Origin of the sequence: Halobacillus kuroshimensis DSM 18393, from assembly GCF_000425705.1 — a bacterium.
In the GTDB taxonomy this organism is placed as follows: domain Bacteria; phylum Bacillota; class Bacilli; order Bacillales; family Halobacillaceae; genus Halobacillus; species Halobacillus kuroshimensis.
In genome coordinates this window covers 139821-153767 of the sequence record NZ_AUDY01000013.1, presented here as the reverse complement: position 1 = coordinate 153767, position 13947 = coordinate 139821, and the positions used below count along the sequence as shown (strand labels likewise).

Here is a 13947-nt window from a genome sequence, read left to right as displayed (position 1 = left end):
AAGCTTAAAACTACTTATTATAAAGGGGATGAACGACAATGTGCGGAATCATGGGATATGTTGGAGATAAAGAAACACAGCGTGTATTAACAGAAGGACTGCGTAAGCTGGAATATCGCGGCTATGACTCTGTTGGTATCGCATTGAACGACGGGGAAACCCTTCAGCATGAGAAGTCTAAAGGAAGACTCGAAGTGTTGGAAGAAAAATTGGAGGGGGCTCCGCTTGCTGGGTCGATCGGAATCGGTCATACCCGATGGGCTACACACGGGCGTCCTTCAGATGAGAATTCCCATCCGCATCTGGATGAGCAATCCAAATTTGCTGTCGTCCATAACGGTATTATTGAGAACTATATGGAAATTAAGCGGGAAATGAAGGAGGCAGGCTATTCCTTTACTTCTGAAACGGATTCCGAAGTGATTTCACACCTATTCTCTCATTTATATGATGGAGAAATGGTCTCGACCATCCAGAAAGTGGTAGATAGACTGGAAGGAGCCTATGCGCTTGGAATTGTTTCTGAGCATGATCCAGAGCGGTTGTATGCTGTGCGTGAAGCCAGTCCCCTCATCATCGGATCCGGCGATGGAGAATCCCTGATCAGCTCCGACATCCCCGCTCTGCTTGAACATACACGTGATGTTTATATTTTGGAAGACGGCGAGATGGCAATCCTTTCAAAAGAAGGGGTCACGCTGATGGAAACGGAGACAGGAAAGGAATTGACGCGCGATATTTTCCGTGTGGACTGGGATATGGAACAGGCTGAGAAAAATGGGTATGACCACTTTATGCTGAAAGAGATTTTCGAACAGCCAACGGCACTTCGGAAAACAATGACCGGCCGTCTTGATCAGGAAGCGAAACGTGTGGACTTTGAGGAACTGCATTGGTCACCTGAAACCATTCAGCAATGGAACAAAATCACGATTGTAGCCTGTGGGACAGCTTATCATGCAGGATTGATCGGTAAACATGTGATCGAGGAGCTGACACGTATTCCAGTCGATGTTGAAGTGGCTTCGGAATTCCGCTATCGACGCCCGATCATAGACGAGAAGACATTGGTCATTGTTGTCAGCCAATCTGGAGAAACAGCAGATACTCTGGCCGCACTGCGTCAAAGTCAACGTCTTGGAGCGAATGTCCTGGCCATAACGAACGTTGTCGGAAGCTCCATCGCCCGTGAAGCAGATGAAGTGATTCTGACAATGGCCGGCCCTGAGATTGCTGTAGCTTCTACAAAAGCGTACACCACACAAGTGCTGTCATTTTACTTATTAGGTCTGTATCTTGCCGAAAGTAAACAAACCGTCACGGAACAAAAATACAAGCAGCTGATTGAGTCCATCATCGAACTGCCGGAGAAAATCGAGGGCATGCTGGAGCACTCTCAGGGAATCCGCTGGTACAGTGATTCCATCAAAGATGCCAAAAGTGTCTTTTTCCTCGGGCGGGGACTGGATCATGCGGTAGCGCTGGAAGGATCTTTGAAACTGAAGGAAATCTCCTATATTCATTCGGAAGCTTATGCAGCAGGGGAATTGAAGCACGGAACGCTTGCCTTGATCGAAGAAGGCACACCAGTTATTGCTCTAATTACACAGGATGAAGTGAGTGAGAAAATGCTCGGGAATGTTAAGGAAGTGAAAGCCCGTGGAGCGCAGGTACTGGGGGTCGCAGAAGAAGGCAATCTGGATATATGGGAGTATGTAGATGAAACGTGCTATATTCCGAACACTCCATCTATTCTGACACCGCTGCTGACGGTCATTCCTTTACAATTAATCGCCTATTATACGTCGCTCGCTCTTGGTAACGATGTCGACAAACCAAGAAACCTTGCGAAGAGCGTTACGGTCGAGTAGGCATCCAAATGATGGAGGTCATGGAACGGCAGCAGACAAAACTGAATAAAAGTAATTTAGAAGGGCTGATGCTGGGGGTATATGAAAAGGTGGAAAACGAAAGCATCCAAACCGACCGTCAGATTATTGATGAGGTAATGGAGCAGTTAAGGCCAATTATCCAGCCAATCGAGGAATAAATAAGAATGGGGGAAAAAAGATGAGTGAAACGTTTGCTGTTGTATTAGCTGCAGGTAAAGGAACAAGGATGAAATCCGATCTTCCGAAAGTTCTTCATAAGGTTTGTGGAAAACCTATGGTCGAACATGTGATTGATCAGCTGAAGCACCTTTCCATCGATGAGATCGTTACCGTCGTGGGTCATCAGAGTGAACGAATACAGGAACAGCTGGGTTCGACCGTAGATTATGCTTATCAAGCGGAACAGCTCGGCACAGCTCATGCCGTGAAAATGTCTCATGAGCAGCTGGGTCATCGTGAAGGCAGTACGCTGATCATTACAGGAGATACGCCGCTCATATCCAGCGGAACGTTAGCTGATTGTCTGGAACTTCATCAGGAGACAAACGCAGCCGCTACCATTCTGACAATGCAGCCGGACGACCCCGCGGGCTATGGAAGGATTATTCGTAATGAACAGGGACAGGTGGAACGGATTGTTGAAGAAAAGGATGCTTCCGAGCAGGAGCGTGCCGTCAACGAGGTGAATTCAGGTATTTTCTGTTTCGATAACCAGCTGTTATTCGAAGCCTTGGATCTTGTGTCAACGGACAATGAGCAGGGGGAATATTATCTGCCGGACGTCGTTGAGGTCCTGCAGCGAAAAGGGGAGCGAATCTCAGCAGCCCGGATGCCGGACGTTGAAGAAGGACTCGGCATTAATGATCGAACCCAGCTTGCGAAGGCGGAGAAGATATTACAGAAACGCATCATTGAATTTCATATGGAAAATGGAGTAACGATTATTGATCCCTTCTCTACTTACATAGGTGCTGACGTAACTATCGGCATCGATACGGTGATTGAACCGAGGACGCATTTAAGAGGAAAAACGAAAATAGGAACGAACTGCATCATCGGTCCGGACGTGGATCTGGAGAATTATGAAGCGGCGGACCGTACAAAAGTTAAAAATTTCTCAAGAACCAATGATATCAGTTCTCTGCCCTATGTTAACTAAATTACAGAAAGAAAGACCTTTCAATGCTGAAAGGTCTTTCTTTAAACAAAAATTCTCCAGAAGAAAAAGCATTATGGGATCGGTCATGCTGTTTCTTCTCATCGTTGGGGTGGGCATATACATGAGTCAGCCATCAAAAGTGAAGGCTACCTGGATCTGGGATTTGGACGAGATGGAAGGAAGCATAGAGGATAATATAGAATTCGCTGAAGAGCAGGAAGTGAATTTAATCTATCTGCACATCAGTATAAAAGGATTGGACAGGGAGCGTGTAAAGGCGTTTATAGAAGAAGCTTCCGCCCATAATATCCAAGTGTATGCCCTTGGTGGTGATCCTAATTGGGCGCTGGACAAACATCAGGATAGTCTCTCTACCTTTATTTCTTTGGTCAGGAATTATAATCAAGACGTTCCAAATGAAGCAGGATTCAAAGGGATCCATATGGATATCGAGCCTTACCTTCTGCCTGAGTGGGATGCGGCCAGGGATGAAGTGATTGCTCAATGGATGGGTAATGTCACGTTCCTAAGACAAGAAGTTGAAAAAACAGGCCAGGATCTTCAATTGAGTGGAGATTTTCCATTTTGGGTGAATGATTTACAAGTGCCGGGGGAAAGTGAATCGCTCAGCTCATGGATGCTGTCTCAATTGGATTCCATGACGATTATGGCTTACAGGGATTATACGGAAGGAAAAAACGGAATTAAACATATTGCTTCCCCTCTCATCGAACAGGCAGCCAATCAAGATAAATCGGTGGTTATTGCTGTGAATGTCATCAAGACGGATGAAGGCAGTTATACCACTTTCTATGACAGCGCACCTGGTCAGATGGAACAGGAGTTGAACGGATTGAACCAAAGCTTTTCCGGACACCCCGGCTATGCGGGGATCGCTGTCCATGACTACAGCTATTGGAAGCTTTACCGGAACAAAGAATAGGGGAACGATGTTCTGCTTGTAGAGAAACCTTGTTTTTCTATAAGCTTTTTTATCTCCCGAATCTTGGATGCCGTGGAGCGGAAGGGGATATTTTCATCTGTTCAGGACAACGTATGAAGGAGATAGGAAACGATTGGGTACATAAGCGGACGGTTTGAGAAGCTGGTTCGGGTTTTAAATCAGGTTTTCAGCCTTCGTATGGAATCGAGGTGTCTTTTATGGATTGGATATGGAAAGCTGTATTAATCATTCTTGCAGGTACGATTATTCTGCGCATCGCCGGCCGGAAGTCGATTTCCCAGATGACCTTGTCCCAGACGGTCATTATGATTGCCATCGGGTCGTTATTGATTCAGCCGGTAGCAGGAAAAAACATCTGGGTGACGTTTGGTGTCGGAGGTGTGCTTGTCCTAACCCTGATGGCGATGGAATATTCCCAGGTGAAATTTGATTTTATGGAACGTTTTCTAACAGGAAGATCGGTCTCCATTATTGAAAATGGCCAGCTGAACGAAAAGAATTTGAAGAAGCTTCGTTTCACTGTGGACCAATTGGAAATGAAACTCCGTCAGTCGAGTGTTTCCTGTATTCAAGATTTGAAATCGGCCACCCTTGAGCCGAACGGCCAGCTCGGTTTTGAGCTGAAAGAAAGTAAGCAGCCTGCGACCAAGCAGGACGTGGAAGACTTAAAGCAGCAGCTTCATCTGCTGGCTTCCAAGCTGCATCCGGATCAAGCAGTCCAGCCTTCCTCAGAAAGCCCGTCCGGTGAGGATTTATTTAAGGAAGTCGAAAACAAGTATCATGAGCAGCCTTTCCCTCCACGTCTTCAGTAGAAAGAGGCGTGTGAAAGGAATTTTGGTTTAGAAGCTGATATAATGAACTCGAGGTGAGACAAATGGATTATATACACTCCATTGAAGATTTAGATGCTTTTGTAAATGAGGAAATGCTCTCGATTGTTTATGTATCCAGACCGGGCTGCTCCGTTTGTCATGGTCTTCTACCTCAAGTGGAGGATCTGCTGGCTGATTATCCGAGCATAAAGGCCCGCCACGTGAATGCAGATGAAGTACCCCAGGTTGCCGGTCATTACTCTGTGATGACTGTACCGGCCGTTCTTGTCTATTCGGAAGGGAAAGAGCTCTTCCGGAAAGCCCGCTTCGTGCCGATCGGTGAACTCAATCAGCAGCTCGCTAAATTAAATCATTTTATAAACGAAAGCTGAACGCCTGCTTCTGGTCCTTTGACCAGAAGCAGCTTTTTTTATGCATAAAAAAGGAATGGGCGGTTTTTCAGATGAGTGGGGAAAGAAAAAGAGAAAATAAATGATTATTCCAACAATTCGGTTTTGTCGAGCATTTCTTAAAAATTCAAGGCGCAAATACATCCATGAGACGAGATTATTTCCGATGAGAAGCGATGACTGCGAAATATCTCTCTTTGAAACCGTTTACACGGACTAATTGACGAATATAGACCCGACTTGTAGAAAAGCCCTTGAATCTGTTTTTGCCAGTGTTATGATGAAAAACGTCTTAGAGAAAAAGCGAACAAAAATGCGAACGGGAGAGATTAACCCAAATGATTAAACAAACGATTGCTTTTCTAGGTGCAGGATCTATGGCAGAAGCGATGATTTCAGGAATGGTGGAATCGGGTAATATTCCAGCTGAACAGATCATTGTAACCAACCGAAGTAATCAGGAACGTTTAAACCACATTCAATATAAATACGGCGTCCGTACAGTATTAAAAGATGAATTGAATTTCGCTGAAGTGGATCAGTTCATTCTGGCGATGAAGCCGAAAGATATTGACGCTGTTTTGGAAGACTTGAAAAATAAATTGAACCCGGACCAAGTTCTTGTATCTGTTCTTGCCGGTATTTCTACTTCTTATATGGAAGATCGTCTGAATGACCGCCAGGAGGTGGTCCGCGTGATGCCGAACACTTCCAGCATGCTGCGTGAATCAGCCACGGCCGTGTGCCCCGGGCAGTTTGCCGACATGGAGAACGTCGAAGTTACGAAAGCGCTGCTTCGTTCAATTGGTGAAGTCTTCGTCATAGAAGAAGAGAAGATGGATGTCTTCACTGGAATCGCCGGAAGCGGACCTGCTTACTTCTACTATTTGATGGAGCATATTGAAGAAACAGGCCGTTCAGAAGGTATGGATCCGGAAACGCTTCGTGAAATTGGAGCACAGACACTGCTTGGTGCCGCCAAGATGATGTTGGAACGTGATGAGTCCCCGGCAGAGCTTCGGGAGAACGTAACTTCACCGAATGGTACAACGGCAGCAGGACTCGATGCGCTTGCAGCCAGCGGTGGCGGTCAAGCGATTTCAGAGGCCGTACGCGGTGCAGCTTCCCGATCCAAAGAACTAAGTGCAGAACTTGAAGGACTTCTCGTAGGCAGTAGATAAATACAGCTGACTGACGCAAAATTGTTAAACAGGAGTGATATGTTGAGTCAAACTAAGAAACGAATCGTTATAAAAATTGGAAGCAGTTCATTAACCAGTGCACACGGTGAAATCAGCCGTCGTAAACTTGAAAAACTTGTCGATGAAGTTGTCCGTTTGAAGGACGACGGCCATGAAGTCCTCCTTGTCTCCTCAGGCGCGGTAGCCGCGGGTTACCGGAAGCTGGGATGCCTGGAGCGTCCAAGCACCCTGCCGGAAAAACAGGCAGCCGCATCCATCGGTCAGGGACTCTTAATGGAATCGTACTCTGATCTATTCCTATCCCACGGGTATATGGGATCCCAAATCCTCATCACGCGCAGTGATTTCTCTGATGAAAACCGCTACAACAACGCACGTAACACCATCAATGTCCTACTAGAACGCGGAATTATCCCTATTGTAAACGAAAATGACACCATTACGATCGACAGACTGAAGTTCGGAGATAACGACACCCTTTCAGCAAAGGTCGCCGGCCTTGTCGACGCTGATCAGCTGATTATCCTATCAGATATTGATGGACTTTATGATGCTGATCCTAGAAAAAACTCCGATGCAAAACTGCTTGATAAAGTCCACGAGATTACCCCTGAAATTGAAGCTGCAGCAGGTGATCCGGGAAGCGCGGTCGGAACAGGCGGCATGAAATCGAAAATTGATGCCTTCAAAATTTCCATGGCTTCCGGTATCGCTTCTTTCCTAGGAAAGGCCAATACACCGAACATCGTCTATGATGCGGTTTACGGGGATGCTGTAGGCACGTACTTTGAAATTACGACCGATGCTGAGAACCTCGATCAGAAGAAACAGTGGATTGCTTTTAACTCCGGACCGGAAGGCACAGTAATCATTGACCACCGTGCAAAAGAAACGGTTGTCGACATGAAACAGAGCTTGATGCCGGCGAATGTTCACCATGTCACAGGGCGCTTTGAAAAAGGTGCTGTGGTACGAATCCATGATCTGGACGGTGAAGAAATCGGCTTAGGCGTAGTCAACTATTCTTCTGAACAAATGAAGAACATGATCAATCTGACACAACCTGAACTCGAGTCTTATGATAAGGCTGCCGTTGAACAGAAAGATTTTGTGTGCCATCTCGAAGTATCCATGCCCGTAGGCGTTTAAAATACTCAAGGAGGTCTTTGATGACTGTAACTATGAATGTAAATGTGGAAGCTCAGGCAATAGAAGCGAAAAAAGCATCCAAACAGCTGATGATCCTTTCAAAAGAAGAAAAGAATGAAGCGCTGCTTCATCTGGCTGATGTACTTGAACGTGAATACGAAAGCATTCTGCAGGCCAACGAAAAAGATCTGGCCAATGGACGCGAGCAAGGCTTTACGGATGCGTTCATGGACCGTCTTTCCTTGTCCAAAGAACGAGTGCAGGATTTTGCCCAGGGGCTTCGTGACGTCGCAGAACTGGAAGATCCAACGGGGCAGGTCCTGACAGACTGGACGCTGGATAATGGACTGCAGGTAGAGAAAGTGACCGTTCCCCTCGGTGTGATCGGTATGATTTATGAAGCACGTCCGAACGTGACCGTCGATGCTACAGGACTCGCTTTGAAATCAGGCAATGCGATTGTGCTGAAAGGCGGCTCGTCTGCTATTCACTCAAACGAGGCTATTGTAAAAGTCATTCACAAAGGACTTGAAGAGACGAAGATGCCTAAGGAAGCTGTACAGTTCATCGCTTCTACAGATCGTGCAGCTACGAACGAACTGTTTACAATGAAAGAGCATATCGACGTATTGATTCCACGTGGAGGCGGACGTTTGATTCAGGCTGTCGTGGAAAACGCCACGGTTCCTGTTCTTGAAACAGGTGTCGGCAACTGCCATATCTATATCGATGAACAGGCGGATGTGGAAAAGGCACTGAACATTTTGATCAACGCAAAAACCGACCGTCCGGCTGTTTGTAACGCAGCAGAAACGCTGGTTGTTCACAAAAGCTGGTTGAAAGAGCATCAAGATGCCTTAATCGCTGCATTGAAAGAGCACAACATTGCTGTTCATGGCGATGAGCACATCGTTGATACGATTCCAGGCGCTGTTCCAGCTGGAGAAGAAGACTGGGCTAATGAATATTTGAGCACAGATCTAGCGGTGAAAGCTGTAGACAATCTGACAGATGCAATCGCGCATATTGAAACGTATGGAACGAAGCACTCTGAAGCCATTGTCACAGAAGACCAAAAAGCTGCCGATCACTTCTTTGCGCTTGTTGATGCAGCGGCTCTCTATCACAATGCGTCCACACGCTTTACAGATGGCGGGGCACTTGGATTTGGAGCGGAAATCGGTATTTCCACGCAAAAACTTCATGCCCGCGGACCAATGGGACTGCCGGCATTGACAACGATTAAGTTCCTCATGAAAGGAAACGGTCAAATCCGATAAACGGAGATCAGCATTTTTCAGGCTGTCGAGAATATTCTCTCGACAGCCTGTTTTTTTATGTAACTGAAAAATGGGTTGGAACAGCAGGGATAACGAAGAAACGTTGCGCTTAAGGACGAAACACTTTGTGGCTCGGATGACTGAATAAAGAAGATTCTTTTTGATCAAGGAGGCGCATAGGAAAGGGGACTCACTTTTTATTTCTCCCATCTCCTGTGGTCATTTACTTTAATCCCCAATCATTGTATGATGTTGGAATCATATTTTTACAGGAGGGGTGGCGATGAGGCAGGGAGAGGCTGTAGAGGTATTGCTGGAAAGCTTAAAAGGGGATTCACTCGTTAAGGCTGTCTTTTTAAAAGGATCCATGGGCAGAAGGGAAGAAGATGTCCATTCAGATGTGGATCTTTACGTCCTTGTGGATGAAGAGGAACAGCATGCATTTCTAAAGAAGAGAAGAACACATCTTTTATGTTATCAACCCCTTTTGTTTTATGATGAAATTTTCATCATTGCTCCACAGGTGATTGCGGTTTATGATAACCTCCTGCACGTGGATCTATTTACAGTTACAGAAGAAACGCTTATCCATAAGGATTACATTCGGGTGCTGTACGATCCTGAAGGACGAATGGAAAAGCATCAACAGGAACAGCAGCTTTATTTAGATGAACATGATTTTCAGGATGCGGTTGATGATGTCACCTTTTTTTTACTGCAGTATAAAAAAGCTTCCGATCGCGGGAATGATATGTGGGCATGTAAAGTGTTGAATGATCTGGCTTTGAATGCAGCGAAGGTCCTTCTCCAGCATTATGCTCCCGATCGTGCGCAGCTTGGATTGAAAACGGCAGATCAATCCCTTCCTGCCGGGGTTAAAAAGAAGCTGCAAAAGGTGTACCAGCACTTGTCTCTGAGGGAGCATCCTACAGCTGTAAATGTTCTTATTCACTTAATAGAAGAGGAGTCTGTGTGGCTTCAAAAGGTGTGGAAAGGGAAGAACGATACCCTTCCGTTTTTGGAGCGCATGATCTTCGAATTAAAAAACCAGCATCCTGTTTGATCAGGAAGCTGGTTTTTGGCTGTAGAAAAAGCCTGTGTTACCCAGTTAGAGTTGTCCATTTCACTTTCCGTTTATCGGTGGATGAATGCCGCGGGCAAGCCCTCAGCTGACCTGGTCAGGAAGGTCGCCTGCCCAAGTGGGTCTTCGGCCGGTGCTGTTCCCGCAGGCATTACCACCGAACGCTCCTCGTGTGCACAGGTTCGCAGATTCAAAAGAACGGCATGGGCTGAGCTGTGGCCGCTTGCGTGGAAAAGAAAAGGTAAAGGAACAGCCGCTGATGACGGCTGCCTGCCGGAATATGAAAAAGAATGTCCTCCATCCAGCAAGGGTGAGCGGGGGGGGGGAAGAAGAGTCTTTTTCGATGTTAAAGAACTCCCAAGGGGCTTTCGCTTCTGTCGTTAAGAAAGAAAAAAAGCTTGTAGAGAAACATAAGTTTCTCTACAAGCTGGTTTTTTAAAAGGTTTGACCGGCCATTGCCTGCGATAACGTCGCTGTCGTCGTCACGTGACTGAAGTCGAGGCCGAGGGAAACAGCGGTCTGTGCAATTTCCGGACGGATGCCGACGACCGTTGAGGATACTCCGATCAAGCGGAGGCTGTCAATCAGCTGGAAAATCTGCTGGGCAACCATCGTGTCCACGAGATAGACTCCTGACAAATCTATGTACAGCAAGTCTACATCCTGGTCGGTGCATTTTCTCAGTATATTCTCCTGGATGGCAGCGGCCCGGTCGGTATCAATGTTCCCGACAAGAGGCAGGAGTGCCTGGTCATTCGACAGTTGAATCAATGGAGAACTCAATTCATTGATGGTCGACTGCTGTTTTTCAATCGTACGGTTCAAGTAATTGGATTTTTCCTCGACCACCTGGTACATGATCTGATCGAAGGCATCCACCAGGAGACGGGTCCAGCGTGTTTCTCTATCCCTGTCTACGTTGACATTCTGGGTTTCAATGAATTCCTTGAGGAAATCCAGGTATTGGATACGGACACGCATGAATTCCCGCATGATTTCGTGTGTAGGGGTCTCAAGATGGTGGGGGTCCCGTCCAATTTCCACGATCCAGTCGTTCATGTGAGCGAGAAATGCCTCTTTATCCAGAGTGAAGATTTCGGCCAGGTGTTTGTGAAATGCAAAGTTTTGGGATTTCAAGTTTTCAATGGTTGCCTGATCACGGGAGGCGTAGACGCCGGAAACCGAACTTTGATCGAGGGAATTATACCATTCTTCTGTTAGAATCGACGCTTTCTTCAATAGAAATTCGCGAAATGCTAAGTTGGCTTTCAATGGGGAAGCTCCTCTCTCTACTTGAGCCTCTCATAAAATCCGGAGAGCATCATAGATAATTTTATTATATAAGGTATCCCTTGTATTTTCCATCTTTAGGCGGCTGAGTAAGGAAATAAAACAACCTCAGGACTGGTGCAGATCTATTCATCCACGTCTACCATGTTTTCCTTGGAGTAGTGGTTCCTAAACATCGGATGGAGCAGAAGCAGGAAAGGTCGACTGTCATACATGTTCCGGATGCTGTATAGGAGTGGGAAGAGCTGTGACAGGAAGGACTTTCGTGCTGAATCAGCAGCTCCAGAACAGCACAGGAGTGGTCGGGGGAGAGACTGACCGCTTTGAATATACAAGATGTAAAGCATACAAATCTGCCCTCCTCTTCTTTGATCCCATTACCGCAGAAGCGTTGTCCATCTTTGCAGTACAACATAAATGGAATGGTCGTATTTCCTTGTCGGTGCTGATAATCACCGCGCAGAGCTGCGATTGATGTGCGGCAGCTCGTTTCAGAGTGACGACCGGCCACTATTTTCTGGGCTTTTATGATGGCTGCCACCGTCCTTGTTACGGAACAGCAACTGTAAGAATTGTGTTTCAAAGGCAGTATCCTCCTTTCTATTCGATCTCTTATATTCTATTCCGGACAGGAAAAAAGGGCTGTGCTTCCGTCCTGTTAGAGCCTGATATAGGACAAAGGCCAATCCGGGGGGAGAGGTGGATGCATAAGGTATAGGACAGCGGGAGGAAAAGCGGCAGCTGTAGCCTGCATATACAAGGAAGACCTTCCGTTTAAAGAATGCCAGCGTACACTGGCATTCTTTTTGTGTTTTTCTTCTATAAAAAATGGGACAGCACCCTTCTTGATTGCATCTGTAAAAGGTGAATGTTCATTCATTTTCTGGTTGAATTTTCAGAATAATGGGAGTAGAATGGAAACATACTAACCGTTTGGTATGTTACATAACTGAACTTTTAAGGAGTGAGCTGATGCATGTGAAGGAGTTGTTCGATCTATCGGGGAAGACGGCGCTCGTAACCGGCGGGGGACGAGGGCTTGGAAAACAGATGGCTGAAGGATTTGCAGAGGCGGGCGCGAATCTCGTCCTTTGCTCCCGGAAACGAGAGGCATGTGAGGAAACCGCCCGGCAGCTTGAAGCAGAATACGGAGTCAGGACAGCCGCTTATGGTTGTGATGTAACAAACGTAGAAGACATTGAGCATGTCGTTCAAAAAACGGTGGAAAAGTTCGGCACCATTGATATTCTCGTCAATAACAGCGGGGCAAGCTGGGGGGCGCCGACGTTGGAAATGCCGCTGGAAGCCTTCCAAAAAGTGATGAATGTCAACGTGACAGGGACGTTCTTAATGTCTCAGAAGGTCGGAGAGATCATGGTGAATCAAAAGTCAGGCAAGATTATTAACATCGCTTCTGTAGCGGGGCTTGGCGGAGCAGACCCTCGATTCATGGATACGATCGGCTATAACGCGAGTAAAGGGGCGGTCATCACCTTCACGAAGGACCTTGCTGTAAAGTGGGGAGCCCACAATATTCAAGTGAATGCCCTTGCTCCTGGATTTTTCCCTACCAAAATGTCGAAAGGACTACTGGAACAGGGAGGAGAATTCATTCTGGACCGCACCCCTCTCAACCGCTTCGGGTCGGATGAGGATTTGAAAGGAGCGGCTCTTTTCCTGGCTTCCCGTGCGTCTGATTATGTGACAGGGGATGTGCTTGTCGTTGATGGCGGTATGCATGCTTCGTGCTGATAAGAACGGCTTGGTAAAGGGCAGACTTACACGGGATAAAAGGGCTGATTTTCAAGTTTTTAGAGGAGGAATCGCATGAAGATGAAACAGATCGCAGTAATTGGAGCGGGGAGTATGGGGCATCAAATCGCCATGCTGTCAGCGCTTGCCGGTTTTGATACGTATGTGCAGGATGTCCGTCCCAATGCTTTAGGGGAAGCGAAGGACAAGCTGGAGCAGATCATGGCGAAATGGGTGAACAAGGACAAAATTTCTGAACAGGAAAAAGCTGAAGCCTTTGAGCGTCTTTCCTTTACGACCGACTTGCGGGAAGCGGCGGGGGAGGCTGACCTTGTCATCGAAGCCGTTGTGGAAAAGCTGGATGTGAAGCGGGAAGTATTTGCCCAGCTTAATGAGATTGTCCCTTCTCATACAGTGCTGGCTACCAACTCTTCTACAATTGTCAGTTCGTTAATCGCTGATGTGGTTTCACGTCCAGAAAAGGTCTGTAACATGCACTTCTTTTATCCTCCCCTTGTTATGGACTGTGTGGAAGTGGTCAAAGGGGAGCATACATCACAGGAGACAGCAGATTCCGCTATGGACGTCTGCCGGGCGTTGAACCGTACGGCTGTTTTACTGGAGAAAGAGATTTCAGGTTTTATCGCTAACCGCATTCTTTTTGCGATCCAGAAAGAGGCGGTGAGCCTGTATGAAGGTGGGTACGCAGACTTCAAGGATATCGATAAAATCACCCGCAAGGCATTGAGTCATCCGATCGGTCCTTTCGAGCTCATGGACTTGTCAGGCATCGATGTCGGTTGTTATGTGATGCAGCAGCAGTACAACGAAACTGGTGATCCTGCCAACCTTCCACCAAGAACGATGACGGAGAAAGTGGAAGCGGGTGACCTGGGCCGGAAGACAGGGAAGGGCTTTTATACGTATGAAACGAAGGTGAATCAGTAGGAGGAGTA

General features: G+C 46.8%; 14 protein-coding genes and 1 pseudogene. 13 read left to right on the top strand and 2 right to left on the bottom strand.

Annotated elements, in window-relative coordinates:
* Positions 1-38: 38 nt before the first annotated feature.
* The 11 genes and pseudogenes from glmS to H615_RS22910 form a co-directional block, all read left to right on the top strand.
* The gene (glmS, locus tag H615_RS0116700) at positions 39-1871 is read left to right on the top strand and encodes a glutamine--fructose-6-phosphate transaminase (isomerizing) (RefSeq protein WP_027956209.1); all 1833 of its coding nucleotides are present in this window, start codon (positions 39-41) and stop codon (positions 1869-1871) included.
* 8 nt (positions 1872-1879) lie between these two features.
* Positions 1880-2050: a hypothetical protein gene (locus tag H615_RS22390; protein ID WP_156896514.1), complete on the top strand. Its 171-nt coding sequence runs from the start codon at positions 1880-1882 to the stop codon at positions 2048-2050.
* A 20-nt stretch (positions 2051-2070) separates the two neighbouring features.
* A complete protein-coding gene (gene glmU, locus H615_RS21560; RefSeq protein WP_051254754.1) occupies positions 2071-3051 on the top strand; it encodes a bifunctional UDP-N-acetylglucosamine diphosphorylase/glucosamine-1-phosphate N-acetyltransferase GlmU in 981 nt (326 codons plus the stop codon).
* 121 nt (positions 3052-3172) lie between these two features.
* Positions 3173-3994 carry a hypothetical protein gene (locus H615_RS21555; protein ID WP_156896513.1) on the top strand — a complete coding sequence of 274 codons (822 nt, stop codon included), beginning with the start codon at positions 3173-3175 and terminating at the stop codon, positions 3992-3994.
* Positions 3995-4212: 218 nt separating this feature from the next.
* Positions 4213-4827 carry a DUF421 domain-containing protein gene (locus tag H615_RS0116680; RefSeq protein WP_027956208.1) on the top strand — a complete coding sequence of 205 codons (615 nt, stop codon included), beginning with the start codon at positions 4213-4215 and terminating at the stop codon, positions 4825-4827.
* A 62-nt stretch (positions 4828-4889) separates the two neighbouring features.
* Complete coding sequence (locus H615_RS0116675) at positions 4890-5219, top strand: thioredoxin family protein (RefSeq protein WP_051254752.1); 330 nt, start codon at positions 4890-4892, stop codon at positions 5217-5219.
* Between the two features lie 356 nt (positions 5220-5575).
* The gene (proC, locus tag H615_RS0116670) at positions 5576-6418 is read left to right on the top strand and encodes a pyrroline-5-carboxylate reductase (protein ID WP_027956206.1); all 843 of its coding nucleotides are present in this window, start codon (positions 5576-5578) and stop codon (positions 6416-6418) included.
* A 39-nt stretch (positions 6419-6457) separates the two neighbouring features.
* Positions 6458-7588, top strand: a complete 1131-nt coding sequence (gene proB / locus H615_RS0116665; RefSeq protein WP_027956205.1) for a glutamate 5-kinase — start codon at positions 6458-6460, stop codon at positions 7586-7588.
* Between the two features lie 20 nt (positions 7589-7608).
* Positions 7609-8868: a glutamate-5-semialdehyde dehydrogenase gene (locus H615_RS0116660; protein ID WP_027956204.1), complete on the top strand. Its 1260-nt coding sequence runs from the start codon at positions 7609-7611 to the stop codon at positions 8866-8868.
* 283 nt (positions 8869-9151) lie between these two features.
* Positions 9152-9931, top strand: a complete 780-nt coding sequence (locus tag H615_RS0116655) for a hypothetical protein (RefSeq protein ID WP_027956203.1) — start codon at positions 9152-9154, stop codon at positions 9929-9931.
* Positions 9932-10130: 199 nt separating this feature from the next.
* Positions 10131-10388: pseudogene (locus H615_RS22910) on the top strand (hypothetical protein); the annotation flags it as partial.
* On the opposite strand, the gene H615_RS0116645 reads toward H615_RS22910, so the two are convergent.
* Together H615_RS0116645 and H615_RS22905 are read right to left on the bottom strand one after the other, a co-directional pair.
* On the bottom strand, positions 10385-11221 hold the full coding sequence (locus tag H615_RS0116645; RefSeq protein WP_027956201.1) for an STAS domain-containing protein: 837 nt from the start codon (positions 11219-11221) through the stop codon (positions 10385-10387). The pseudogene H615_RS22910 and the gene H615_RS0116645 overlap by 4 nt on opposite strands.
* A 157-nt stretch (positions 11222-11378) precedes the next feature.
* The gene (locus tag H615_RS22905; protein ID WP_425307008.1) at positions 11379-11780 is read right to left on the bottom strand and encodes a CotY/CotZ family spore coat protein; all 402 of its coding nucleotides are present in this window, start codon (positions 11778-11780) and stop codon (positions 11379-11381) included.
* A 431-nt stretch (positions 11781-12211) separates the two neighbouring features.
* On the opposite strand from H615_RS22905, the gene H615_RS0116635 reads away from it, so the two are divergent.
* Both H615_RS0116635 and H615_RS0116630 read left to right on the top strand, forming a co-directional pair.
* Entirely contained in the window at positions 12212-12991 is a 780-nt protein-coding gene (locus tag H615_RS0116635; RefSeq protein ID WP_027956199.1) for an SDR family oxidoreductase, read from the top strand.
* A gap of 75 nt (positions 12992-13066) precedes the next feature.
* Positions 13067-13939 carry a 3-hydroxyacyl-CoA dehydrogenase family protein gene (locus tag H615_RS0116630; protein WP_027956198.1) on the top strand — a complete coding sequence of 291 codons (873 nt, stop codon included), beginning with the start codon at positions 13067-13069 and terminating at the stop codon, positions 13937-13939.
* Positions 13940-13947: the final 8 nt, after the last annotated feature.

Coding starts and splice junctions, on each gene's coding strand:
- glmS (WP_027956209.1), top strand. CDS start 39: ATGTGCGGAATCATGGGATATGTTGGAGATAAAGAAACACAGCGTGTA.
- H615_RS22390 (WP_156896514.1), top strand. CDS start 1,880: ATGATGGAGGTCATGGAACGGCAGCAGACAAAACTGAATAAAAGTAAT.
- glmU (WP_051254754.1), top strand. CDS start 2,071: ATGAGTGAAACGTTTGCTGTTGTATTAGCTGCAGGTAAAGGAACAAGG.
- H615_RS21555 (WP_156896513.1), top strand. CDS start 3,173: ATGAGTCAGCCATCAAAAGTGAAGGCTACCTGGATCTGGGATTTGGAC.
- H615_RS0116680 (WP_027956208.1), top strand. CDS start 4,213: ATGGATTGGATATGGAAAGCTGTATTAATCATTCTTGCAGGTACGATT.
- H615_RS0116675 (WP_051254752.1), top strand. CDS start 4,890: ATGGATTATATACACTCCATTGAAGATTTAGATGCTTTTGTAAATGAG.
- proC (WP_027956206.1), top strand. CDS start 5,576: ATGATTAAACAAACGATTGCTTTTCTAGGTGCAGGATCTATGGCAGAA.
- proB (WP_027956205.1), top strand. CDS start 6,458: ATGTTGAGTCAAACTAAGAAACGAATCGTTATAAAAATTGGAAGCAGT.
- H615_RS0116660 (WP_027956204.1), top strand. CDS start 7,609: ATGACTGTAACTATGAATGTAAATGTGGAAGCTCAGGCAATAGAAGCG.
- H615_RS0116655 (WP_027956203.1), top strand. CDS start 9,152: ATGAGGCAGGGAGAGGCTGTAGAGGTATTGCTGGAAAGCTTAAAAGGG.
- H615_RS0116635 (WP_027956199.1), top strand. CDS start 12,212: ATGCATGTGAAGGAGTTGTTCGATCTATCGGGGAAGACGGCGCTCGTA.
- H615_RS0116630 (WP_027956198.1), top strand. CDS start 13,067: ATGAAGATGAAACAGATCGCAGTAATTGGAGCGGGGAGTATGGGGCAT.